The organism is Caulobacter mirabilis (genome assembly GCF_002749615.1).
Taxonomy (GTDB): Bacteria; Pseudomonadota; Alphaproteobacteria; order Caulobacterales; family Caulobacteraceae; genus Caulobacter; species Caulobacter mirabilis.
Window position 1 is genome coordinate 1,438,880 of record NZ_CP024201.1, and the last position, 23,217, is coordinate 1,462,096.

A 23,217-nucleotide genomic window follows, 5' to 3' on the forward strand; every position below is an offset into this window, starting at 1 on the left:
GGAAGCGCCGAGGCGTCAGAGGCGCGATCCATTGCTTTCCGGGCCCCTGGTCGCTACATCCGCGCGACCCCATTCAGTTCGAAACTTCCGAAAGCGAGCGCGACCCCGCATGGCCGCCCAACATATTTTCCAGATGCAGGGCCTGACCAAGGCCTATCCCGGCGGCAAGAAGGTGTTCGAGAACATCTGGCTGTCGTTCTATCCGGACGCCAAGATCGGCGTCGTCGGCGTCAACGGCTCGGGTAAGTCGACCCTGCTGAAGATCATGGCCGGCATCGACAAGGAATTCTCGGGCGAGGCCAAGGCCGCCGACGGCACCAAGATGGGCTACCTGGAGCAGGAGCCGCATCTCGACGACAGCAAGACCGTCTGGGAAAACGTCATCGCCTGGTGTGAAGAGAAGCTGATCGTCGACCGCTACAACGCGATCGCGGCCGAGCTGGGTGAGAACTACACCGACGAGCTCATGGAGGAGATGACCACCCTCCAGGAGAAGATCGACGCCGGCGACCTGTGGGACATCGACAGCCGCATCGAGATGGCGATGGACGCCCTGCGCTGTCCGCCCAACGACAGCGGCGTGACCAAGCTGTCGGGCGGCGAGAAGCGCCGCGTGGCCCTGGCCCGCCTGCTGCTCAGCAAGCCGGACATGCTGCTGCTCGACGAACCGACCAACCACCTGGACGCCGAGTCCGTGGCCTGGCTGCAGCATCACCTGGAAGCCTTCCCGGGGTGCGTGATCCTGGTCACCCACGACCGCTACTTCCTCGACCAGGTCACCAAGTGGACGCTGGAGCTGGACCGCGGCAAGGGCCACCCGCACGAGGGCAACTACTCCTCGTGGCTGGAAGCCAAGACCAAGCGCGTCGTCCAGGAACAGTCGGAATCGGAAGCCCGCCAGCGCGCGCTCACCCGCGAACTGGACTGGGTGCGCTCCAACGCCAAGGCCCGCCAGAGCAAGTCCAAGGCCCGTCTGGCCGCCTACGAGCGGATGGTCGCCGAGCAGGAAGGGTCGGCCAAGGCCCAGACCCACGCCGTGATCCAGATCCCGCCGGGCCCGCGCCTGGGCAACGTCGTGCTGGAAGTCGCCAACCTGGAGAAGGAGTACGGCGACAAGGTCCTGTTCAAGGACCTGACCTTCAAGCTGCCGCCGAACGGCATCGTCGGCGTCATCGGCCCGAACGGCGCCGGCAAGTCGACCCTGTTCAAGCTGATCACCGGCCAGGAGCAGCCCGACGCCGGCACGGTCCGCGTCGGCGAGACGGTGAAGCTGGCCTATGTCGACCAGAGCCGCGACGACCTGAACCCGAACGACACCGTCTGGCAGGCGATCAGCGGCGGCACCGACGTGATGATGGTCGGCAAGCGCGAGATCAACAGCCGCGCCTACGTCGGCTCGTTCAACTTCAAGGGCGGCGACCAGCAGAAGAAGGTCGGCCTGCTGTCGGGCGGTGAGCGCAACCGCGTCCACCTGGCCAAGACCCTGGCCACCGGCGGCAACCTGATCCTGCTCGACGAACCGACCAACGACCTGGACATCGAGACCCTGCAGAACCTCGAAGAGGCGCTGGAAGAGTTCGCCGGCTGCGCCGTGGTCATCAGCCACGATCGCTGGTTCCTGGACCGGCTGGCGACCCACATCCTGGCCTTCGAGGGCGACAGCCACGTCGAATGGTTCGAGGGCAACTTCGAGATGTACGAGGAAGACAAGAAGCGTCGCCTCGGCACCGACAGCCTGATCCCGCATCGGATCAAGTTCCAGAAGTTCGCCCGCTAGAGGGACGACAGGAAACGTTCGGTCTCGGCGTCGCTGGTCAGCACGATCAGCGACGCATGGGCGCCGAACGCTTCGATCTTGGCGCGGGTCCTGGGGGCCACGTCGCGCTCGAAGTTCCAGATATAGCGGTAGAACGCGAGGTCCAGGGCCTCGGGGCAGCCGTCGGCGAGGTCCGGGCGGGTTCGGCCGCGCCAGGTCAGCCATCGCTTGATCGCGCGCCACAGGCTGAGCCAGCGTGACCGCTTCAGCAGCACGATCGTGTCCGTCCGCGGCAGGCGCAGGTCGAGCGAGCCGTCGAAATTTCCGTCCATCACCCAGGCTCCGTCCGCGACGGCCTGAGCGACCCTGGCGCGGAAGTCGGCCTCATCCCGCGCGATCCAGCCCGGCGTCCAGTGCAGGATGTCCAGATGGACCACCGGCAGGCCGAGCCGCTCGCCCAGGGCGCGGGCGAGGGTGGACTTGCCGGTTCCTGGGCAACCCAGGACGGTGATGCGGCGCATGGCGGTCGGTCCGTCAGCGGATGTTTCCGGATACTCTAGCGCAGCGGCCCGGCGGCCGGCTCACGACCTCGTGCGATTGACGCCCGTCCAGACGAGCGCAGAGTCACGGTCATGAAAGACACCGGCTCGCAACCCGTCCTCCTCCTGTCGCACGAGATGCTGCTGCCCATGCAGCCGGCGCTCGAACCGACCTACCGCGTCCTGCGTCTGTGGGAGGCCGCCGACCGACTGGCCTTCCTCGAGGGGCCGGGGCGCGAGGTTCAGGCGATCGTCCACGCCGGGGAGGTCAAGCTGCCGACCGATTTCCTGGCCGAGATGCCGCGGCTGGGCCTGATCGCCTGCGTCAGCGTCGGCTACGACGGCGTCGACATACCCTGGTGCCGCGCGCACGGCATCGCGGTGACCCATTCCCATGGCCAGAACGCCGACGACGTGGCCGACCATGCGGTGGGATCCTTCGTCGCCGCCTGGCGCGGCATTGTCGCCGGGGACCGGATCGTGCGGGAAGGGCGCTGGACCCCCGCGGAGCGGATGCGGCCGCGGTCGGGCCTGTTCGGGCGCAAGGCCGGGATCGTCGGCCTGGGCTCGATCGGGACGGCGATCGCCAACCGCGTCCAGGCCTTCGGGCTGTCCGTGTCCTGGTGGGGACCGAACCCGAAGGAGGCCGCCTGGCCTCGCGCCCAGAGCCTGATGGCCCTGGCCCGCGACAGCGACGTCCTGTTCGTGGCCTGCCGCGGCGGCGCCGCCAACCGTCGCCTGATCTCCAAGGCGGTGATCGAGGCGGTCGGGCCGCGCGGCTGTATCGTCAACGTCTCGCGCGGCTCGGTGATCGACGAGGACGCCCTGATCGAGGGGCTGAAGGCCGGGACCCTGGGCATGGCCGCGCTGGACGTCTTCGAGACCGAACCGACCCCGTCAGCCCGCTGGAAGGACGTGCCCAACACGGTTCTGACGCCGCACACGGCGGGCGGCACGCTGGAGAGCATTCCGAAGATGGTCGGCCAGGCGCTGGAGAACCTGCGCCGGTTCTTCCACGCCGAGCCGCTGCTCTCGCCGGTTCAGGACTGAAGCAGCGCCAGCAGGGCGCCGCCCGCGAGCAGACCGCCGAAGAGGACGGCCGCGACGAGACGCTTACGCGGAGTGGTGAGAACGACGCCGAGCATGGGTGGGGCCTCCGGTTTTCCCGACGCCGACACGGCGCAAGGCAATATCAAAGTGATATCACTTTGTGGCCTGGAGCGAAGGACGTCAAGTCTGGGTCAATCGAGCTTCACGCTGAATGCGCCCCCATCACCGTATGTCCCCGCGAAGGCGGGGACCCAAGCCGACCGTGCGGCTTCGTCGATCAGGGCCGATCTGAAAACCAGCTTGGGTCCCCGCCTTCGCGAGGACCCGCGGATGACAAAGGACACGCCCAGGCTGAATGTCGACTGGCTTCAGCTCTCCGGCCCTTCCATGCAGCCTGGGCGCTCGTCGGGGTAGCGGGTGGTCCACCACTCGTTCCAGCGGGCCTGGAAGGCGTCGAAAGCGTCGTCGTCCAGGCCGTAGGTTGTCAGGACGGCCCAGCCGCCGACCGGCTGGCCGTCGATCGAGGGGCGGTCCACCAGCACCAGCAGGCCATCCCCCCAGCCGTCGACGGTCAGGCCGGTCTGCAGGGCGGTGACGAAGCGGACCTCGCCGCTGAGCCGCTCGCCGGCGGCCTCGACGGCGTAGTGGGAGCCGGGCGCAGCGGCGCGGATCGTGTCCAGGCCCATCGCCGCGGACGGTCGCGCGGCCTGGAGGGTGTCGGCGAGGCCGCTCAGGTAGAGCGTGCGGCGGCGGTCGTCGCGGTGCCGGTCGAGGGCGAAGCCCAGCTGCTGGACGAAGGTGATCCAGCCCTGGATCATGTCGTCGTACAGGCCTTCCCAGTCGGTCTGGGTCCGGGCGCTGCCGGAACGAACCAGGCGGACGACGGCTTTTCCGTCGCCGATGTCCTCGACTTCGAAGCGATCGGGCATGCCCACGAAGGTCAGCGTCCGGCGCGGGGCGTCGACCTGGGTGTGATCATGGAAGATGTAGGCGATCTCGCCGGGCAGGGTGTCGGCGTCCCAGCCGAACCACTGGGCGATGCGGGCCGGGTCGCGCAGGGCGTCCCAGGCGTCGTCCGCCGAGGCTGAAACGGTCACTTCGACAAGCACGCTCTCGGGTACTGGAGACATTCGGTCCTCCTAGTGTTCCGTTCCGGCGGGGACGGGGGCGGGATGGCCCCCGGCGACCAGGCGGTAGCGGCGCGCGCCAGGATCGGCGCTGTGGAAACGGGCGGCGGTCGAGGCGAGCGCCTCGGCCAGCGCCTCGGCGAAGCGTTCCAGGTCGGCCGGCCGCGCAAACGCGATCTCGGCCTCCAGGGTGAAGGTCAGAAGGCGGCTGCCTTCCAGTTCGGCGGCGGACTGCATGCGCGCCACGTCGCGGACGACGCCGGTCGCCGCGGCGACCAGGTGGCCCGCCGCGTAGCGATCTTGCGCGGCGGCCTGTTCCGGTTCCGTGGGCGCGAGCAGAGCGGGGTCGACGACCAGCCGGTCGGCCGTCGCCGCCAGGACCCGCTCGACGAAGCCGCGGCGTCGGCGCTCCTCGACCAGATGGATCAGTCCCGCCGCCTCCAGGGCGCGCAGATGATAGTTCAGTTTCTGGCGGCTCATGCCCAGGGTCTCGGCGAGCTGCGAGGCCGAGGCCGGCGTCTGCAGCTGTTCCAGCAAGGCGCGCCGCACGGGCGACAGCGCCGTTCGCAGCCGGTCGGCGTCCTGCAGCAGGGCGATCGTGGGTCCGCTCATGCCGCGCACGATTCAATAGAAAATAATTCTTGTCAAATGAGTCGAGAAATCGCCGTCTCGGGCGACGCCGGCGGTCGCGTCAGATGTAGGCGGTGGCTTGCCGGGCGGGGGGCGGGGGCGGCGCAAGCGCCGCTTCCAGCCGCGTGAGCACGGCCATGGGCGAGAAGGGCTTGGCCAGGAAGCCGGTGGCGCCGGCCGCCATTCCGCCTTCGACGATGGCCTTGCTGGTCTGGGCCGAGGCCATGATCACCGGCAGGCCGGAGACCATGGGATCCTTTGAGGCGCGGATGGCGGCGGTGAGGGTGATGCCGTCCATCGGCTGCATGTACATGTCGGCGATGACCGCATCGACGCGGATCGCGGCGAGCAGCGTCAGCGCCTCGGGTCCGCTGGCGGCCTGGGCGATCTCGACGCCAGCCGCGTCCAGGATCTGGCTGAGGAACATGCGCGCGTGTTTGTTGTCGTCGACCAGCAATACACGGCATTTCGACAGAGCAGACATAAGCCTCTTTCGCCTCGGGCGAGTTACTAGCCTGACGCTATGCCTGCTTGGTCTTGACGGCTGGTGAATCCCGAACCCGAAATGGGCCGGCGGAGGGCATGGGCCATCCCTCCGCCGGCCCCAGGGTCAGGCCGCCGCCGCGTAGAGCTCGCGCTCTTCGGCCACGGCCTTGAGCACCGCCGGACGGGACAGCATGCGGCGATGATAGGCGACCAGGTGCGGATAGGGCTCGAGGTCGAGCCGTACGGCCTGGTTCCAGTTCAGGATGGTGGTCAGGTAGGCGTCGGCGACGGTGAACCGGTCGCCGACCAGGAAATCGCGATCTTTCAGGCGCTGGTTCAGGTGCGTCAGCCGCGCCACGGACTCGGTGCGGGCGAAGGCCTTGGCCCCGTCGCCGGCGACATGGGACAGCAGCACGCCGAAGACGCCGCGGTGCAGTTCCGAACCCAGGAAGCTCAGCCATTCCCGGAGGCGGACAGCCTCGAAGCCGTCCGCGCCGACGGCGGGGTGGCGTTCGGCGAGATAGCTCAGGATGGCGGCGTTCTCGGTCAGCACCTCGCCGTCGTCGGTGCGGATCACCGGCACCTGGCCCTTGGGGTTCACCGCCAGGAAGTCGGCGCCGTCGCCGAGGGTCTTGGTCTTGAGGTCCACCGGCAGGAAGCGCGCTTCCGCGCCGGCCTCGTAGAGTGAAATCCGGGTAGCCAACGAACAGGCGAGGGGGGAGAAATACAGGTCCATGGCGGGTCTCCGTCGAGCGGGCTTATAATTTCATACCGTTTCGCATAAATATGCGGCGGTCAAGGTTTGTTTGCGACATGGTACAAAAATCAGAAGGTCGGGGGCGGGGGCGTCCTCGCAGCTATGATCCGGACGCGGCGTTGGCCGCGGCCCGCGACGCCTTCTGGGAGGCGGGCTACTCCGCCACATCGCTCGACGACCTCGCCGCGGCGACTGGCATGAACCGGCCCAGCCTCTACGCCGCGTTCGGGGACAAGCACTCGCTCTACCTCGCCGCCCTCAAGGGGCAGGCGGAGGGGATGCTGGCGGCCACCCGGGCCGGGCTGGCGTTCCGGGGCGACCTGAAGGCGACGCTGGCGAACTTTTACAGCCGGGCCGTCGATCTCTACATCGGGGACCGGGACAGCGGCCGCGGCTGTTTCCTGGTCGGCACGGCGCTGGCCGACGCGGTGTCCGACGTCGAGGTTCGCGCCGTCCTGAGGGAATCGTTCGAGCAGATGGACACTCTGATGGCGGAGCGATTGCAGAGGGCGGTCGTGGACGGCGACCTGCCGGCGGACGCCGATGTGCCGACCCTGACCTACGTCGCCATGAGCGCGCTGCACGGGTTGGCGATCCGGTCCCGCGCAGGCTTCTCCCGCGAGGCGCTGGGAAGGCTGGCGAACGCCGCCGCCACAGCGGTTTGCGGCTAGGCCGCCAGCGCCAAATCCATTGACATAATCACATAAAGATATCTTTATGTCCCATATGAAGCTGTCTTCCGCACAGACGGTCGAAATCCTGCGCGCCGCCGGCGAGCCGACGCGGCTGCGCATGCTCGCCCTGCTGGCGCGGGAGGAGTTGTCGGTGCTGGAGCTGTGCCGCGTCCTGGACCAGAGCCAACCCCGGGTTTCGCGTCATCTGAAGCTGCTGGCGGAGGCCGGGCTGGTCGAACGCTTCCCCGACGGGGCCTGGGTCTTCTATCGGCTCGCCGCGGGCGGCGGCGGTCGGATGCTGGCCGACCATGTGCTGGCGTTGATCGACGCCGACGACGCGACGGTCCGCCGCGACGCCGAGCAGCTGGCCCAGGTCGAGACCGAGCGATCGTCCGAAGCCGCCGCCTACTTCGCTCGCAACGCCGCGCGCTGGGACGAGATCCGCTCGCTCTACGTCTCCGAGGCCGAGGTCGAGGCCGCGATCGAGGCGGCCGCGGGCGAGGGACCGGTCGGCCGTTTGGTGGACCTGGGGGCCGGCACCGGCCGGATGCTGACTCTGCTCGGCGGCCGGGCGAGCCGGGCGCTCGGCCTGGACCTGTCGCAGCAGATGCTGAACATCGCCCGGCTGAATGTCGGCGAGGCGGGGCTGTCGATCTGCGAGCTGCGCCACGGCGACATCTTCGCCACCGGTCTGCCCGACCAGAGCGCGGACCTCGTCACCGTTCATCAGGTGCTTCACTACCTGGGCGACCCGGCGGCCGCCGTCGCCGAAGCCGGCCGGCTGGTCGCCCGGGGCGGCCGCCTGCTGATCATCGATTTCGCGCCGCACACGCTGGAGTTCCTGCGCGAACAGCACCAGCACCGCCGCCTCGGCTTCTCCGACGAGGAGATCGAGCGCTGGTTCGCCGCCTCGGGCCTGGCGCTGAAACGCACCCAGGCCCTGCCCCCCGTCTCGGGGGAGGGGCTCACCGTCAAGATCTGGACGGGCATCCGCCCGGCCTTCGCCGAAAGGAGCGCCGCATGAGTTCCGCGCCCGCCGCCCGTCGTGTCATCGGTCCGGTCGCCCGGTCCGGGGAGCGCGCCGCCCGCCCGCTTGGCATCAGTTTCGAGTTCTTCCCGCCGAAGACGCCGGAGATGGAGGCCAACCTGTGGTCGGCCATCCGTCGGCTGGAGCCGCTCGCGCCCGACTTCGTCTCGGTCACCTACGGCGCCGGCGGCTCGACCCGCGAGCGCACGCACCGGACGGTGAAGCGGATCATCGACGAGACTTCGCTGAAGCCCGCCGCGCACCTGACCTGCGTGGAGGCCTCGCGCGAGGAGGTCGACGAGGTCATCCGCGAATATTGGGCCGCCGGGGTGCGCCACATCGTCAGCCTGCGTGGCGACCCGCCCAGCGGCATCGGCGGCGTCTATACGCCCCGCGCCGACGGCTACGCCAACGCCACCGAACTGACCCAGGCGATCACCGCCATCAACCCGTTCGAGGTGCTGGTCGGCGTCTATCCGGAAGGTCACCCGGAAAGTCCCAACCTCGCCCACGACATCGATGTCCTGAAGGCCAAGGTCGACGCCGGCGCGACGCGCGGCATCAGCCAGTTCTTCTTCGACATCGACGCCTTCCTGCGTTTCATCGACAAGGCGCGCTCGGCCGGGATCACCATTCCGATCTCGCCCGGCATCATGCCGGTCAGCAACTACAAGGGCCTGGTGAAGATGGCCGCCGCCTGCGGGACCTCGCTGCCGTCCTGGCTGGGCAACCTGTTCGACGGCCTGGACGACGATCCCGAGACGCGCCGGCTGATCGCCTGCTCCGTCGCCGCCGAGATGTGCGCCAAGCTCGAGGAGCAAGGCTTCAGCGACTTCCACTTCTACACCCTGAACCGGGCCGATCTGGTCTACGCCATCTGCCGCGTGCTCGGCGTGCGGGAAACGGCGTCGTCGTCGTCGGAGGCTGCGGCATGAGGTTGCGAGCCCTTCTGCTCGGCGCGGCGGCCGCGCTTGTCGCCGTCGCCGCCCAGGCCCACGAAAAGCCCGCCTGGCCCGCCAACTGGACCCAACCGACCGAGCCCTTCCACCTGGCCGACAACCTCTACTACGTCGGCAGCGCGGGGCTCTCGGCCTGGCTGCTGACCACGCCCAAGGGCCACATCCTGATCGATGCGCCGATGGCGGAGAACGTCCCGGCCATCGAGGCCAACATCCGCAAGCTGGGCTTCCGGGTCGAGGACGTGAAGATTCTGCTCAACAGCCACGCCCACTTCGACCACGCCGCCGGCCTGGCCGCGATCAAGCGCGACAGCGGGGCCCAGCTGGCCGCCGCCGCCGGCGATGTCCAGCAGCTCCAGACCGGAACCTATGTCGGCGTCGAGACGCGGGCCGACCTGAAGTTCCCGCCGGTCAAGGTGGACCGCGTCCTCAAGGACGGCGACACCGTCAGCCTGGGCGGCGTGACCCTGACCGCCCGCGTCACGGCCGGCCACAGCCCGGGCTGCACCACCTGGGCCTTCCCGCTGAAGGTCGACGGCCGGACGCGGCAGGCGCTCTACTACTGCTCGACCTCGGTGGCGCTGAACAGGCTGGCGCCGAAACCGCAGTATCCGGGCATCGTCGACGACTATCGAAAGACCTTCCGGACCCTGGAAGCGACGAAGGCCGACGTCTTCCTGGCCCCGCACGCCGAACAGTTCGATCTCGCCGAGAAGCGCGCGCGCCTCAAGCCGGGCCGACCGAACCCCTTCGTCGATCCGACGGAACTGCAACGCATCGTCGCCGAGTCCAAGGCGGACTTCGAAGCGGCCTGCGCCAAGCAAGGATGCAAGTGATGACCCGCGCCGAACGCATCGAGGCCCTGAAGCGCATCTCCAGGGAGCGCATCCTGATCCTGGACGGCTCCTGGGGCGTGATGTTCCAGAAGGAGGGCCTCTCTGAAGAGGACTTCCGCGCCGACCTGTTCCCAGACCATCCCGGACAGCTGAAGGGCAACAACGACATCCTGTGCCTGACCCGGCCCGACCTGGTCAGCAAGCTGCACGACGCCTACTACGCCGCCGGGGCCGACATCTCCGAGACCAACACCTTCAGCGCCACCTGGATCGCGCAGGAGGACTACAAGCTCGAGAGCGCGGTGCGGGACATCAACCTGCGCGGCGCGCAGCTGGCGCGTGAGGTCGCTGATCGCTGGACGGCCGCCGAGCCGGACAAGCCGCGCTTCGTCGCCGGCTCGATCGGGCCGCTGAACAAGATGCTGTCGATGTCGTCGGACGTGAACGATCCCGGCGCGCGGCTGATCACCTTCGACCAGGTCTACGACGCCTACCGCGAGCAGGTGCTGGCCCTGCACGAGGGCGGGGTGGACCTGTATCTGATCGAGACCATCACCGACACGCTGAACTGCAAGGCGGCGATCAAGGCCATCCTCGACCTCGAGGACGAGGGCTACGAGGCGCTGCCGATCTGGATCAGCGGCACCATCACCGACCGCTCGGGCCGCACCCTGTCGGGCCAGACGGCCGAGGCCTTCTGGAACAGCGTCAAGCACGCCAAGCCCTTCGCCGTGGGCTTCAACTGCGCGCTCGGCGCCGACCTGATGCGGCCGCACATCGCCGAACTGGCGCGGGTGGCCGACACCCTGGTCGCGGCCTATCCCAACGCCGGCTTGCCCAACGCCATGGGCCAGTACGACGAGGAGCCGCACGAGACCGCCCACGAGCTGCACGAATGGGCCAAGGACGGCATCGTCAACATCCTGGGCGGTTGCTGCGGCACCACGCCCGACCACATCAGGCACGTCGCCGACGAGGTGAGGGGCGTGACCCCGCGCCAGATCCCGGAACGGCCCAAGGCCATGCGCCTGGCCGGGCTGGAGCCGTTCGAGCTGGTCTGATGGGGCTGTTCGACATTTTCAAACGGGCGGCGCCGAAGGCCTTCGGGTTTGAGTCGTGGGCTCAGGTCGCGGAACAAGAACTGCTTGAGAAGCAACAAGCCCTCACGAGTGACTATGGCTTGGGTCGCTGGGACCGCTGGGATGCCGATCTCGCAAACGGAAAACTGACCTTCTCCCACGAGGGGCGGGTGAGGCTTGTGGCGAGTATCCAGATCGTCGGCACGCGAGGAAGCGAGGACTGGCTTTGGGCTTGGGCGAACGAGTCCCTTCCGCCGGCCTACTGCGCGGACGCGCTGCTAACGCGGACATTTGGACACGACTTCGGCGTCGATGTTCTTTCGAGCCCTAGTGTCAAAGCTGCTGATCTCGATGCGATGGCTTGGCGGCTGACTGCGGCGACGGCGAAGCTTACCGACGCTCTCGGCGCCTATCGTGGTCCAACCGGACGAGGGGAAAGCGCGGTGTTCTTCACCATCAAGTCGTTGATCCTGACGGAACTGAACTGATGAGAGGCCAGAGTTTCGTGATCATGATCAGCTGTGCGCCATCAGCACGGGCCTGTCATGGCTGATCTCAAGCTCTCCGCCGTCGAGACCGAACAGGTGCGCGACGTGCGCAGCCGACTGAACCGCAAGGCGGTCAGCGAGGCGGCGCTGAACGCCCTGGGCGCGGCCTTCCTGCAGACCTGCGGGCGGGTCGACATCGGCGCGTCCGAACCGGTCGCCGTCACCAACCTGTCCGGCGAGCTGGTGGTGAAGGCCGCGGCGACGGCCGACATGAAGCTGTTGGCCCGGCTGGTCGCCACCCTCGCCGAACACCGCCAGAAGACCCCCAAGGTCTGGACCGCGCTGGTCGCCGCCGGCGCGCCCCAGGCTATCCTCAGCCGCCGCCTCGTGCTGGCCGGCCGCGAGGCGCCCGCGGAGGTCGCGCCTTGATTTTCCATCCGCCCATCCCCGCGAAGGCGGGGATCCAAGCTGAATTAAACGCGGCCGAAGCGCCGCTTGGGCCCCCGCTTTCGCGGGGGTGTTCGGAGTTCTAATGAGACCCGTCTTCGTCAACATCGGTGAGCGCACCAACGTCACGGGTTCGGCCAAGTTCCGGAAGCTGATCGTCGAGGGCGACTACGCCGCCGCCCTGTCGGTCGCGCGCCAGCAGGTCGAGGCCGGCGCCCAGGTCATCGACATCAACATGGACGAGGGCCTGCTCGACTCCGAGCGGGCCATGGTCACCTTCCTGAACCTGCTCGCCGCCGAGCCGGACATCGCCCGGGTGCCGATCATGATCGACAGCTCCAAGTGGGAGGTGATCGAGGCCGGGCTGAAGTGCGTCCAGGGCAAGGCGATCGTGAACTCGATCTCCATGAAGGAGGGCGAGGACAAGTTCATCGAACAGGCCAGACTCTGCCTGCGCTACGGCGCGGCGGTGGTGGTCATGGCCTTCGACGAGATCGGCCAGGCCGACACCGCCGACCGCAAGGTCGAGATCTGCGAACGGGCCTATCGCGTGCTGGTCGACAAGGTCGGCTTCCCGCCCGAGGACATCATCTTCGACCCCAACATCTTCGCCGTGGCGACGGGGATCGAGGAGCACGACAACTACGCCGTCGACTTCATCGAGGGCACGCGCCGGATCAAGCAGCTGCTGCCGTACGCCCGCGTGTCGGGCGGGGTGTCGAACGTGTCGTTCAGCTTCCGCGGCAACGAGCCGGTGCGGCGGGCGATCCACTCGGTGTTCCTGTACCACGCCATCAACGCCGGCATGGACATGGGCATCGTCAACGCCGGCGACCTGCCGGTCTACGACGACATCGACGCGGAGCTGCGCGAGGCGGTCGAGGACGTCATCCTCAACCGCACGCCCAAGGCCGGCGGCAGCCAGACCGAACGGCTGGTCGATATGGCCCCGAACTACAAGGGCGACGGGGCCAAGGCGAAGGTCGTCGATCTGGAGTGGCGCAAGGGCTCGGTGAGCGAGCGCCTGACCCACGCCCTGGTCCACGGCATCACCGAGTTCATCGACGCCGACACCGAGGAGGCGCGCCTGGCCGCCGAGCGGCCGCTGCACGTCATCGAAGGCCCGCTGATGGACGGCATGAACGTCGTCGGCGACCTGTTCGGCGCGGGCAAGATGTTCCTGCCTCAGGTGGTGAAGTCGGCCCGGGTGATGAAGCAGGCCGTGGCCTGGCTGATGCCGTTCATGGAGGCCGAGAAGGAAGGCCAGGAGCGCAAGGCCGCCGGCAAGATCCTGATGGCCACGGTGAAGGGCGACGTCCACGACATCGGCAAGAACATCGTCGGCGTGGTCCTGCAGTGTAACAACTACGAGGTCATCGACCTGGGCGTGATGGTCCCGGCCGACCGGATCCTGGCCGAGGCGAAGGAACACAACGTCGACGTCATCGGCCTGTCCGGCCTGATCACGCCGTCGCTGGACGAGATGGTCTTCCTGGCGTCGGAGATGGAGCGCCAGGGCTTCGACATCCCGCTGCTGATCGGAGGAGCGACGACCAGCAAGACGCACACGGCGGTGAAGATCGCGCCGTCCTATCGTCGCGGCTCGACCACCTACGTCCTCGACGCCAGCCGCGCCGTCGGCGTGGTCTCCTCGCTGCTGTCGCCCGAGGAGAAGGAGAAGTTCGAGGCCCAGACGCGCGAGGACTACGTCCGCGTGCGCGAACAGTTCGCCCGCGGCCAGGACCAGAAGAACCGCACGCCGATCGCCGAGGCCCGCGCCAACGGCTTCAAGATCGACTGGGCCGGCGCTCCGCCGCCCAGGCCCAGCTTCACCGGCATCCGCAGCTTCGGCCCCTACGATCTGGAAGAGCTGGCGAAGTACATCGACTGGACGCCGTTCTTCGCCAGCTGGGAGCTGGTCGGCCGCTATCCGCAGATCCTCGAGGACGACGTCGTCGGCGAGGCGGCCAGCGACCTGTGGCGCGACGCCCAGGCGATGCTGAAGCAGATCATCGACGAGAAGTGGTTCGAGGCCCGCGGCGTCGTCGGCTTCTGGCCGGCCCAGGCCGACGGCGACGACGTGGTGCTCTACACCGACGAGACCCGTACGACCGAACTGACCCGCCTGCACACCCTGCGCCAGCAGATGGCCAAGAGCGGCGACAAGGCCAACCTGGCGCTGTCGGACTTCATCGCCCCCGTCGGCGGGCCGGCCGACTGGATCGGCGGCTTCGCGGTGACGGCCGGCCACGGCGAGCTGGAAGTCGCCAAACGGTTCAAGGACGCGGGGGACGACTACTCCGCCATCCTGTCGACGGCCCTGGCTGACCGCCTCGCCGAGGCTTTCGCCGAGGCGTTGCACCATCGGGTGCGGACCGAGCTCTGGGGCTACGCCTCGGAGGAGGGCTTCGACATCGATCGGCTGATCGGCGAGAAGTACCGCGGCATCCGCCCGGCGCCGGGCTATCCGGCCCAGCCGGATCACACCGAAAAGGCGACGCTCTTCAAGCTTCTGGACGCCACGGCCCAGACCGGCATGGAGCTGACCGAGAGCTTCGCGATGAACCCGCCGGCCTCGGTCAGCGGGCTCTATTTCAGCCATCCCGACAGCCACTATTTCGGCGTCGGACGCATCGATCGCGACCAGGTCGCGGACTACGCTCGGCGGAAAGGCTGGGAAATCTCCCTGGCGGAACGCTGGCTCGCTCCCATTTTGGCGTATGATCCGAATGGAGAAGCGAGAGGAGCAGCGGCGTAGTGGCTGACAGAGATCGTTCCAAAGACCTTTTGATCGTTGGCGTGGCGGGCCTGGCGGCCGGCCTGGCGGTGGGGGCCCTGGTCCTCGATTCGCAGCGGCCCGGGCGTTTCCGCAAGCGCGGCTGGCTCGAGGTGGCGCCCGAGGACGATGACCGGCTGGTGATGGCCGACGATCTGATCAAGCGCGGCCGTCTGAAGAACATGACCCGCGCCGCCGTGCAGAAGCTGCTCGGCGCGGCCACTCCGACCGACCGATTCCCCGGCGCCCTGGCCTACAGGCTGGGTCTGGAGCGCAGCTACATGCCGGTCGACTTCGAGTGGCTGGTCATCCAGTTCGACGGCGGCGACCGCGTCACCCAGTACTGGATCGCCACCGACTAGGACACTTCGACGGGGACGGGCGCGTGGCGGTCAGAGGGGACCCGCTCCACGCATCCGCCCCCGTCCCGGAAGGCGCCTAGCGCGCCGCCGGAGCTTGGACGCCGACCTCCGCCAGGAGCGGGGCAGGCGTGAACAGGACGCCATCCTTGATGACCAGCGCGACCTTGCGGACATCGCTCATCCGCACGGTCGGATCGCCGTCGACCAGGACCATGTCGGCCAGCTTGCCGGGCCGGATCGAGCCGAGCGTGGCGTCGAGCCCCGCGACCTTGGCCGAACCGAACGTCGCCATGTGCAGGACGTCGACCGTGGGGATGCCGGCCTCGGCGTAGAGTTCCAACTCGCGCTGGTAGGTGAAGCCGGCCATCTGGTCGGTGCCCGGCACCAGGGCCACGCCGCCGCGATGCAGGGCGGCGAGCAGCTGCTGCATCCGCTGGAAGGAGAGGGCGTTGCGCTTCTGCTCCTCGGGCGTGCGCGCCAGTCCGCCGCCGTAGGTCATCCGGCGCAGGACCGCGGGCAGGCGGTCGGACACTGCGGCCTGGGCCGGGGCCGGTTCGCCGACGCGGCCGAGCAGGCTGTTCTCGTAGAGCGAGAAGGTCGGGTCGACGGCCACGCCGCGGTCGCGCAGATAGGCGATGAAGTCGCGGGTGCGCTGGTCGCCGGGGTCGAGCTCCCAGGCGTGTTCGGCGATGGCCGTGATCCGGGTGATGCCGTTGGTCTTGGCGTTGATCTCGGGCGGCATGAAGTTCAGCGCCACGAAGTTGAGATGCTGGACCTCGTCGTAGCCGGCGTCGACCGCGTCGCGCAGGGTCATGCCCGCCGGGACGTGGCCGCTCAGGCGCAGACCGAGCCGATGGGCCTCCGCCGCCGCCACGGGGACCAGCTTCGGGTCGAGCGACGAATAGAGCTTGATCTGGGTCATGCCCTTGGCGGCGTAGTCGCGGATGATCGTGCGGATCTCGTCGGGCGTCGAGGCCTGCACTTTGATCGGCCCGGAGAGCGGCCCCGGGCCGTCGATGAAGCCGGCGCGCACGACGCGCGGGCCGACCAGTTCGCCGCTGTCGAAGCGCTTCTTGCGCAGGGCCAACTCGTCGAGGGTGTTGCCCAGATCGCGCGTCGAGGTCACCCCCGCGGCCAGGTTCAGCGGCCCCTCGTAGTTGAACAGCAGGTGGGCGTGCATGTCCCAGAAGCCGGGCAGCAGGGTCTTGCCCGCGCCGTCGACGATCTCGGCCCCGGCGGGGATCGCGACCGTCGCCGCCGGCCCGGCCGAGACGATGCGCTGGCCCTCGACCACCACGGTCATGTCCCTGCGCAGGACCTTGGCCTCTGAGTCGAAGAGCGCCACCGAACGGAAGGCGACGGGCTTGCCCGGACGGCGTCCGAGCTGCGGCGCGCGCGCGATGTCGCGGGCGTCCAGCGCCGCCGCCTGGGCGTCGGCCAGCACCTTGGCCCTGTCGACGAAGTCCTTGCGCACGGTGAAGGTCCAGGCCGACCCCTCCAGCACCAGCTCGCCCTGCTCGTCGAGCCAGACCGGCGACGGCGAGAACATCAGGCCGCTGACGGCGTAGAGGCTGATCTTGCGGGTTCCGCCGCCGGCGACGGGCTCCTGGCGGTCGAGCAGGTGCTCCAGCTTCGCGCGGCCGCCCGGCAGCAGAGGCAACTCGCGCCCCGGCGCCCGCATCAGGGCCCGGGCGAGCATCGCCAGGTCCTCCGACGTCGCCTCGTTGGGCATGTAGTAGCCCGGGCCGCGCGTGGCGCCCTTGGCGTCCGAGGCGATCCAGCTGGCCTGGCCGCCCTGGCGGGTGAAGCGCTCCGAGATCGGAAGCTTCATGTAGTTCAGGCCCTCGACCGTCATGCGGACCGGGATCAGGTCGGCCCCGAGCACGACCTCGGCGCGGCTCTCGGAGCCCCGGCCCCGGTCGTTGAAGCGGTAGGCGGACGTCCGCTTGGAGCCGTCGACCGTGACCGTCATGTCGCCGGACGGGGCGCCGGAGGTCAGGACCACATAGTCGTAGCGGGTCTCGGCCTGGGCCTGGAACGCGACAGCGGCCAGCGCCAGGGCCGAGGCCGCGCCGGCGATCTGTCGATAGGATCCAGTGAACCGCGCCATACGTCTTTTCCCCCCTCGGCGTTGCGTGCCAGAGTTCCAGCGGGAGATGGGATCGTAACCGTCGTCGCCGACCAAGCCCCTTGCGGCGAACGGTCGAGCGGCGGCGGCGGGAGGTAGCTTATGTCGGAAGCCGCTCACGCTTCGCTCGAGTCGGGGTGGAGGTCGTCGGGAGGCGGCGCGGTCGGTCGCAACCTCGTTGCGGCCGCGGTTCTGCTTTGGGTCGGGGTGTATGTCACGCTGCATGTCGGCTGGCCGGCGCCGTCGGTCGACTACCCCGTGGAGCGCGCGCTGCGACGGGTCCTGACCTGCGGCGCGGGCGCCGCGCTGAGCCTGGCCATGATCCCGCTGCTGGTCCGCGCCGCACGGCTGCCGCTCTGGCGTCAGGCGACGGTGGTGCTGGGGCTCAGCTTGGCGGCCCAGTTGGCTCACACGCTGTTTCGGGTGGTCGTCTTCTACTGGGTCGATCCGCTGTGGGGGCCTCTGAGCTGGGATATCTTCCTGATCGGGCTGCAGGGCGCCGGCTGGGTGTTCCCGATGTGGTGCGCGATCTGCCTGGCGGTGCTGGCCGACGCACGCGCGCGCCGCTTCCCCTCGACGCCTGCTGAGGCCGCCCAGCCGACAGCGGCGCTCTGGTGCCAGGACGGCCGGGCCCGCGTGCGGGTCGCGCTGGACGAGGTCTTTCTGTTCGCGGCCGAGGACGACTACGTCCGGCTCTGGACCCGGCGAAAGCCCTACCTCGTCCGCGCGCGGCTGAAGGACATCGCCGCCATGCTGCCCGGCGATCGCTACATGCAGGTGCACCGCTCTTCGATCGTGCGCCTGGACGCCGTGCTGGGCGTGGAGCGGGCCGGCTCGGCCTGGCGGCTGAAACTGCTCGACGGCGTCGAGACCCCGGTCAGCCGGTCCAACGGCCAGGCGGTCCTGGGACGACTTCGCGAGGGCTGAGAGCTACCGCTTCGGTCCGCGCAGCACCGGCTCCTTCGGCGCCTCGGGAGCCGCTTCCGGCGGCGTCTCGCCGGACGGAAGCAGGGCGTCGATGGCCGTCTCCTCCGGCGCGGCGGCGACATCGACCGGCGCTTCCGTGGGCTCGGCGGGCTTCTCAGCCGGCGGGGCGTTGGCGCTCAGGGCCTGACCGAACAGGTTGGAGCGTTCGGTCAGGGTCTTGGCGGTTTCCTCGCACTTGGCGGGGGGCGACCAGCTCATCCAGAACTGCGCCAGCTGGGCCTTGGGCACGGTGGTGGCGCCGGTCCAGACCGCGCGGCCCTTCTTGATCGCGGCCTGACCATCCTCGTGGATGGCCGTCGGGCTGGCCTTCTCGGCGGCCTCCATCGCGGCCCGGAGAACCTTCAGGGTCTCGCGCGCCTCGGCCCGCTGGCCGGGATAGATGATCTTGATGTTCTCCTCGGTGCTCGGCGTCGGCCAGGCCCGCTCGATCCGCTCCACCTCGGGCATCGCCACGTCGTACAGGTCGACGTAGCCGGCCAGCACGCCGTAGCACCAGCCGACATAGCCGTAGTCGTCGGTCGGCGCCGAGACGGGGCCGCCCTGGATCGGCAGGGGCGCGACGGTCTGTTTGCGCGGGACGGCCGTGGCCACCAGGTCGTCGGTCGTCGGCGGAGCCGCTTCGGCCGGAGCGTCCTGGGCGAGCAGCAGAAGGGCGAAGAGATAGGGGGCCATGCTTGTCCTGTCGTCGCGTCAGGCGTCGCCGTCGATCCTGCGGCCGAAGCCGCCCCCGCCGGGGGTTTCGATCTCGATCACGTCGCCCGGCTGCACCGATACCGAGAAACAGCCGGACAGTTCCTTTACCGCGCCGTCCGCCGTTCTCAAACGCTGACGCCCCTCCAGGGCGGGGGCGCCGCCTCCAATTCCCTGAGGACTGTGGCTTCTGCGCGTCGACAGCAGGGCGGCCTCCATGGGAGCCAGGAAGCGGACATGGCGGATCGCGCCGTCGCCGCCGCGATGCCGGCCCTCGCCTCCGGAGCCCCGGCGGACCGTGAAGCGCTCGACCCGGACCGGGAAGCGGCGTTCCAGGATTTCCGGGTCGGTGAGGCGCGAATTGGTCATGTGGGTGTGGATGGCGCTGGTTCCCGGCGCGTTGAGGCTTGCCCCAGCGCCGCCGCAGATGGTCTCGTAGTACTGCCGCTGGTCGTCGCCGAAGGTGAAGTTGTTCATCGAGCCCTGGCTGTTGGCCAGCACGCCCAGCGCCGCGTACAGGGCGTCGACGACGTGCTGGCTGGTCTCGACATTGCCGGCCACCACCGCCGCCGGGGGCTCCGGATCGAGCATCGAGCCGTGCCGGGTGACGATCTTCAGCGGCGTCAGGCAGCCGGCGTTCAGCGGGATGTCGTCGTCGACCAGGCTGCGGAACACGTACAGCGCCGCCGCGTCGACGATGGCCGAGGGGGCGTTGAAGTTGTTGCCCAGCTGGTCGGCCGAGCCGGTGAAGTCCAGGATGGCCTCGCCCGCCGCGGCGTCGACCGTGACCTTCACGACCACTTCGCCGCCGCCGTCCATCGGCGTCCGGGCCTCGCCGTCGACCAGCTTGCCGACCGCGCGGCGGACCGACTGCTCGGCGTTCTGCTGCACGAAGGTCATGTAGCGGGCGACCGTCTGCGCGCCGTAGGCGTCGATCATCGCCGCCACGGCGCCGCCGCCGGCCTGACAGGCGGCGATCTGGGCCTTCAGGTCGGCGAGGTTGCGGTCCGGCGCGCGGGCCGGCCAGCGGCCGGTCGCCAGCGCCGCCCGGGTGTCGGCCTCCAGGAAGCGGTGGTCCTTCATGATCGGCACGGCGTCCAGCAGCACGCCTTCCTCGTCGAGCGTCTTCGAGAAGGGCGGCATCGAGCCGGGCTGGATGCCGCCGACGTCGGCATGGTGCCCGCGCGCGGCGACGTAGAAGGCCGGCGGCTCCGCCTCGTCCATGAAGATCGGCATGACCACGGTGATGTCGGGCAGATGGGTGCCGCCGAAGTAGGGATTGTTCAGGGCGAAGGCCTCGCCCGGATGCAGCACCGGATGCCGCGCCTTCACCGCCCGGACGCTGGCCCCCATGCTGCCCAGGTGGACCGGCATGTGCGGGGCGTTGGCGACCAGGCCGCCGTCGGCGTCGAACAGGGCGCACGAGAAGTCGAGCCGCTCCTTGATGTTCACCGAGTGGGCGGTCCGCTCCAGCGCCGCGCCCATGGCCTCGGCCACGCCCATGAAGCGGCGGTTGAACAGCTCCAGAGTGACCGGATCGGGCTTGTCGGCGGCGATGCGGGCGGCGGTCAGCGGCGTGACGCGGGTGAGCCGGATCAGCCCTTCGGCCTCGGCGGAGGCCCGCCAGCCCTCGGCCACGGCGATCTGAGTGTCGCTGCGGATGATCAGGGCGGGCCCGTCGAGGGTGGTGAGGTCGGAAGCCTGCACCAAGATCCGGCCGTCCGGGCGAAGGCCCGAATCCAGATCGGGCCTTCGCTGGTGGAGGCCTGGCTGGAGTTCGGCGCTCGCGACAGGGTCCCGGCCTTCGCCGGGATGAACGGTTGAGATGGCCGAAGCCTCCGCCTCGACGCTGGCGATCAGGATGGTCCGATCGGGCTCGATGAAGCCGAACAGACGCTGATGGGCGGCCTCGAAGGCGGCCCTGGCCGAGGCGAGGTCGGCCAGCGGCGTGGGCAGGGCGGCGTCGGCGCCGTCATAGCGCAGCAGCAGGCGGCGTTCGACCGTTCCGGCGCCGGCGCCCTGCGAGGTCAGCGCCTCGCTCGCCTCGCCGGCTAGCCGATCGGCCAGCGCCGTCGCGGCCGCGAGTCCCTCGGCGCCCAGCGGCAGCTCCAGCCCCGCCTGCCGCAGGCTGCCGACCTGGGCCTGGCCGATGCCCCAGGCCGACAGCAGCGAGGCGTGCTTGGGGCTCAGCACCTCGGTCACGCCCAGGGCGTCGGCGACCTGGCAGCAGACCTGGCCGGCGGCGCCGCCGAAGCTGACCAGGGCATGGTCGCGCGGATCGAAGCCACGCTCGGTGGAGATGCGGCGCACGGCCTGGGCCATCTGTTCGACGGCGACGGCCACGAAGCCTTCCGCAGCCGCCTCGACGCTCTCGGCGCCCATGGCTTGCGCGAGTTCGGCCAGTCGCTCGCGGGCGGCGGCCGGATCGAGCGGCGCGTCGCCCTTGGGGCCGAACACCGACGGGAACCAGGCCGGATCGAGGCGACCGAGCACCAGGTTGGCGTCGGTCACCGTCGCCGGTCCGCCGCGGCCGTAGCAGGCCGGGCCCGGATTGGCGCCGGCGCTCTCGGGGCCGGCGCGGGCGCGGAAGCCGTCGTAGGTCAGGATCGAGCCGCCGCCGGCGGCCACGGTCTCGACGTCCAGCATCGGGCTGCGCAGCCGGGCGCCGGCGACCTTGGCGGTCTCGCGCCGTTCCAGCGCCCCGGCGAAACGGCAGACATCGGTGGAAGTGCCGCCCATGTCGAAGCCGAGCACGGCGGCCGATCCGGCGCTCTGGGCGGTGCGGGCCACCCCGACCACGCCGCCGGCCGGGCCGGAGACCACGGCGTCCTTGCCGCGGAAGGCATCGGCCCGCACCAGCTGGCCGGCCGAGGTCATGAACCACAGCGGCGCGCCTTCCACCGCCGTGGCCACCCGCTCGACATAGGCGCGCAGGATCGGGGTCAGGTAGGCGTCGGCCACCGCCGTTTCCGCCCGGGGGACGAAGCGGGGCAGGGGGCTGACCTCGTGGCTGAGCGCGACGTAGTCGAACCCGGCCGCCTTGGCGATCTCGCCGGCGGCGATTTCGTGCGCCGGGTCCAGGTCGCTGTGCAGGAAGGCGATGGCCGCGGTGTCGAAGCCGGCGGCGCGCGCCTTGGTCAGCTCGGCGGCGAGATGGTCGCGGTCCAGCGGCGTGACGACCGAGCCGTCGGCCGCACGACGTTCCCGGGCCTCGACCACGCCGGCGTACAGGGGGTCCGGTCGGACGATGTCGAGCGCGAACAGGTCGGGCCGCGACTGGTCGCCGATGACGATGGCGTCGGCGAAGCCTTCCGGCACGATCAGCAGGGTGCGGGCGCCCTTGCGTTCGAGCAGAGCATTGGTGGCGACCGTGGTGCCCATCTTGATCGCCGCGACCTGGTCGGCGGGGAAGCGCTCGCCCGGCCTGGCGCCCAGCAGGCGGCGCATGGCTTCGACGGCGGCGTCCTCGTAGGACGGCGAGGCCGACAGCAGCTTCATCGTCCGCTCCGCCCCGTCCGGCGTTCGGCCGATCACGTCGGTGAAGGTGCCCCCGCGGTCGATCCAGAAGGTCCAGCCGCTCATTTCTGCCGCTGCGTCAGTTCCGATTGCCATGCGTCCGCCAGAATCCTAGACTTCTCCTAATCCCATGAGCTTCTGGCGAAACATTGCAAGCCTCGCCGCACGGCGGGTTGACGACGCCGAGTGCGCCGAATGCCCCGGCGGCCTCCCTGGCGAGGATCCGGCCTTCACCACGGCGGTCACCGCGCTGGGGGCGAAGCTGTCGCGCGCCGACGGCGACGCCACGCATGGCGAGTTCGAGGTCTTCGCCACGGTGTTCCAGCCGGACGCGGCCTCCGAACGCAACATCCACCGGCTGTACGACCTGGCGCGCCAGACCACGCACGGGTTCGAGAGCTACGCCCGGCGGCTGGCCAAGCGCTACCGAACCTGCCCGCAGCTGCTCGAGGACGTGTTGGACGGTCTGTTCCATATCGCCGTCGCCGATGGGGTCGTGAGCCAGGACGAGCTGGACTACCTGGAGCGGGTGTCGGAGCTGTTCGGCTTCTCGCCGCTGACCTTCCGCCGACTGAAGGCCACGCACCTGGGGGCCGGGCCCGAGGATCCCTACGTGATCCTGGGCATCCCCGCCGATGCGCCGGATGCGGAGGTCCGCTCGGCCTGGCGGGCCCAGGTGTCGGCGGCTCACCCGGACCGCGCCCGTGGCCGCGGCCTGCCGAGCGAGTTCATCGAGGTCGCCGAGACCAAGACGGCGGCGATCAACGCCGCCTTTGACGCGGTCATGCGCGAACGCCGTGAACTGTCGCTGGAGGGCGCCGCCTGATTGGGCAAACTCGTCGGGCGAACCGGACGAAACCTCTACTTCACGAGGGTGTTCAGTTGACGTTCAGGCGTTTCGCA

The 23,217-nt window shown here is 69.5% G+C and carries 21 protein-coding genes; 13 read left to right on the top strand and 8 right to left on the bottom strand.

The genetic code is table 11. The annotated features are described in order from the left end of the window. The first annotated feature begins 109 nt into the window (after window positions 1–109). Window positions 110–1,777 (top strand): energy-dependent translational throttle protein EttA, encoded by a 1,668-nt coding sequence (gene ettA / locus CSW64_RS07025; RefSeq protein ID WP_099621438.1) that lies wholly within the window; start codon window positions 110–112, stop codon window positions 1,775–1,777. Here ettA and CSW64_RS07030 read toward each other — a convergent pair. Next, window positions 1,774–2,277 (bottom strand): AAA family ATPase, encoded by a 504-nt coding sequence (locus CSW64_RS07030; protein ID WP_099621439.1) that lies wholly within the window; start codon window positions 2,275–2,277, stop codon window positions 1,774–1,776. The two genes, ettA and CSW64_RS07030, sit on opposite strands and share 4 nt — an antisense overlap. Window positions 2,278–2,388: 111 nt before the next feature. Between CSW64_RS07030 and CSW64_RS07035 the strand changes: the two genes are divergently transcribed. Beyond that, window positions 2,389–3,345 carry a 2-hydroxyacid dehydrogenase gene (locus CSW64_RS07035; protein ID WP_099621440.1) on the top strand — a complete coding sequence of 319 codons (957 nt, stop codon included), beginning with the start codon at window positions 2,389–2,391 and terminating at the stop codon, window positions 3,343–3,345. 368 nt (window positions 3,346–3,713) lie between these two features. On the opposite strand, the gene CSW64_RS07040 is transcribed toward CSW64_RS07035, so the two are convergent. From CSW64_RS07040 to CSW64_RS07055, 4 genes are all read right to left on the bottom strand, one after another. Continuing rightward, window positions 3,714–4,475 (bottom strand): SRPBCC family protein, encoded by a 762-nt coding sequence (locus tag CSW64_RS07040; protein ID WP_150131353.1) that lies wholly within the window; start codon window positions 4,473–4,475, stop codon window positions 3,714–3,716. A 9-nt stretch (window positions 4,476–4,484) separates the two neighbouring features. After that, window positions 4,485–5,084 (bottom strand): ArsR/SmtB family transcription factor, encoded by a 600-nt coding sequence (locus CSW64_RS07045; protein ID WP_099621442.1) that lies wholly within the window; start codon window positions 5,082–5,084, stop codon window positions 4,485–4,487. A gap of 79 nt (window positions 5,085–5,163) precedes the next feature. Continuing rightward, a complete protein-coding gene (locus CSW64_RS07050) occupies window positions 5,164–5,586 on the bottom strand; it encodes a response regulator (protein WP_099621443.1) in 423 nt (140 codons plus the stop codon). Between the two features lie 126 nt (window positions 5,587–5,712). Continuing rightward, window positions 5,713–6,324 (bottom strand): glutathione binding-like protein, encoded by a 612-nt coding sequence (locus CSW64_RS07055; protein WP_099621444.1) that lies wholly within the window; start codon window positions 6,322–6,324, stop codon window positions 5,713–5,715. 140 nt (window positions 6,325–6,464) lie between these two features. On the opposite strand from CSW64_RS07055, the gene CSW64_RS07060 reads away from it, so the two are divergent. From CSW64_RS07060 to CSW64_RS07100, 9 genes are all read left to right on the top strand, one after another. Next, complete coding sequence (locus CSW64_RS07060) at window positions 6,465–7,016, top strand: TetR/AcrR family transcriptional regulator (RefSeq protein WP_216361248.1); 552 nt, start codon at window positions 6,465–6,467, stop codon at window positions 7,014–7,016. A 55-nt stretch (window positions 7,017–7,071) separates the two neighbouring features. After that, window positions 7,072–8,043, top strand: coding sequence for an ArsR/SmtB family transcription factor (locus CSW64_RS07065; RefSeq protein WP_099621446.1), 972 nt, complete (start codon window positions 7,072–7,074; stop codon window positions 8,041–8,043). Further along, the gene (metF, locus tag CSW64_RS07070) at window positions 8,040–8,981 is read left to right on the top strand and encodes a methylenetetrahydrofolate reductase [NAD(P)H] (protein WP_099621447.1); all 942 of its coding nucleotides are present in this window, start codon (window positions 8,040–8,042) and stop codon (window positions 8,979–8,981) included. The genes CSW64_RS07065 and metF overlap by 4 nt, the downstream gene beginning before the upstream one ends. Beyond that, window positions 8,978–9,841, top strand: a complete 864-nt coding sequence (bla, locus tag CSW64_RS07075) for a subclass B3 metallo-beta-lactamase (RefSeq protein WP_099621448.1) — start codon at window positions 8,978–8,980, stop codon at window positions 9,839–9,841. The genes metF and bla overlap by 4 nt, the downstream gene beginning before the upstream one ends. Continuing rightward, window positions 9,832–10,902, top strand: coding sequence for a homocysteine S-methyltransferase family protein (locus CSW64_RS07080; RefSeq protein ID WP_099621449.1), 1,071 nt, complete (start codon window positions 9,832–9,834; stop codon window positions 10,900–10,902). The genes bla and CSW64_RS07080 overlap by 10 nt, the downstream gene beginning before the upstream one ends. Further along, window positions 10,902–11,408, top strand: coding sequence for a DUF6882 domain-containing protein (locus CSW64_RS07085; protein ID WP_099621450.1), 507 nt, complete (start codon window positions 10,902–10,904; stop codon window positions 11,406–11,408). The genes CSW64_RS07080 and CSW64_RS07085 overlap by 1 nt, the downstream gene beginning before the upstream one ends. A gap of 57 nt (window positions 11,409–11,465) precedes the next feature. Further along, window positions 11,466–11,837, top strand: a complete 372-nt coding sequence (locus tag CSW64_RS07090) for a hypothetical protein (RefSeq protein ID WP_099621451.1) — start codon at window positions 11,466–11,468, stop codon at window positions 11,835–11,837. Between the two features lie 103 nt (window positions 11,838–11,940). After that, complete coding sequence (gene metH, locus CSW64_RS07095; protein ID WP_099621452.1) at window positions 11,941–14,613, top strand: methionine synthase; 2,673 nt, start codon at window positions 11,941–11,943, stop codon at window positions 14,611–14,613. 41 nt (window positions 14,614–14,654) lie between these two features. Beyond that, window positions 14,655–14,993: a hypothetical protein gene (locus CSW64_RS07100; RefSeq protein WP_150131354.1), complete on the top strand. Its 339-nt coding sequence runs from the start codon at window positions 14,655–14,657 to the stop codon at window positions 14,991–14,993. A gap of 76 nt (window positions 14,994–15,069) precedes the next feature. On the opposite strand, the gene CSW64_RS07105 is transcribed toward CSW64_RS07100, so the two are convergent. After that, window positions 15,070–17,103: an amidohydrolase family protein gene (locus CSW64_RS07105; protein ID WP_150131355.1), complete on the bottom strand. Its 2,034-nt coding sequence runs from the start codon at window positions 17,101–17,103 to the stop codon at window positions 15,070–15,072. A 120-nt stretch (window positions 17,104–17,223) separates the two neighbouring features. Between CSW64_RS07105 and CSW64_RS07110 the strand changes: the two genes are divergently transcribed. Beyond that, complete coding sequence (locus CSW64_RS07110; protein ID WP_099621455.1) at window positions 17,224–18,048, top strand: LytTR family DNA-binding domain-containing protein; 825 nt, start codon at window positions 17,224–17,226, stop codon at window positions 18,046–18,048. A gap of 3 nt (window positions 18,049–18,051) precedes the next feature. On the opposite strand, the gene CSW64_RS07115 is transcribed toward CSW64_RS07110, so the two are convergent. Continuing rightward, window positions 18,052–18,780: a hypothetical protein gene (locus tag CSW64_RS07115; protein ID WP_099621456.1), complete on the bottom strand. Its 729-nt coding sequence runs from the start codon at window positions 18,778–18,780 to the stop codon at window positions 18,052–18,054. 18 nt (window positions 18,781–18,798) lie between these two features. Further along, window positions 18,799–22,380, bottom strand: a complete 3,582-nt coding sequence (locus CSW64_RS07120; protein ID WP_099621457.1) for a hydantoinase B/oxoprolinase family protein — start codon at window positions 22,378–22,380, stop codon at window positions 18,799–18,801. A gap of 64 nt (window positions 22,381–22,444) precedes the next feature. On the opposite strand from CSW64_RS07120, the gene CSW64_RS07125 reads away from it, so the two are divergent. Beyond that, a complete protein-coding gene (locus CSW64_RS07125) occupies window positions 22,445–23,140 on the top strand; it encodes a J domain-containing protein (RefSeq protein WP_099621458.1) in 696 nt (231 codons plus the stop codon). The last annotated feature ends 77 nt before the right edge of the window (window positions 23,141–23,217 follow it).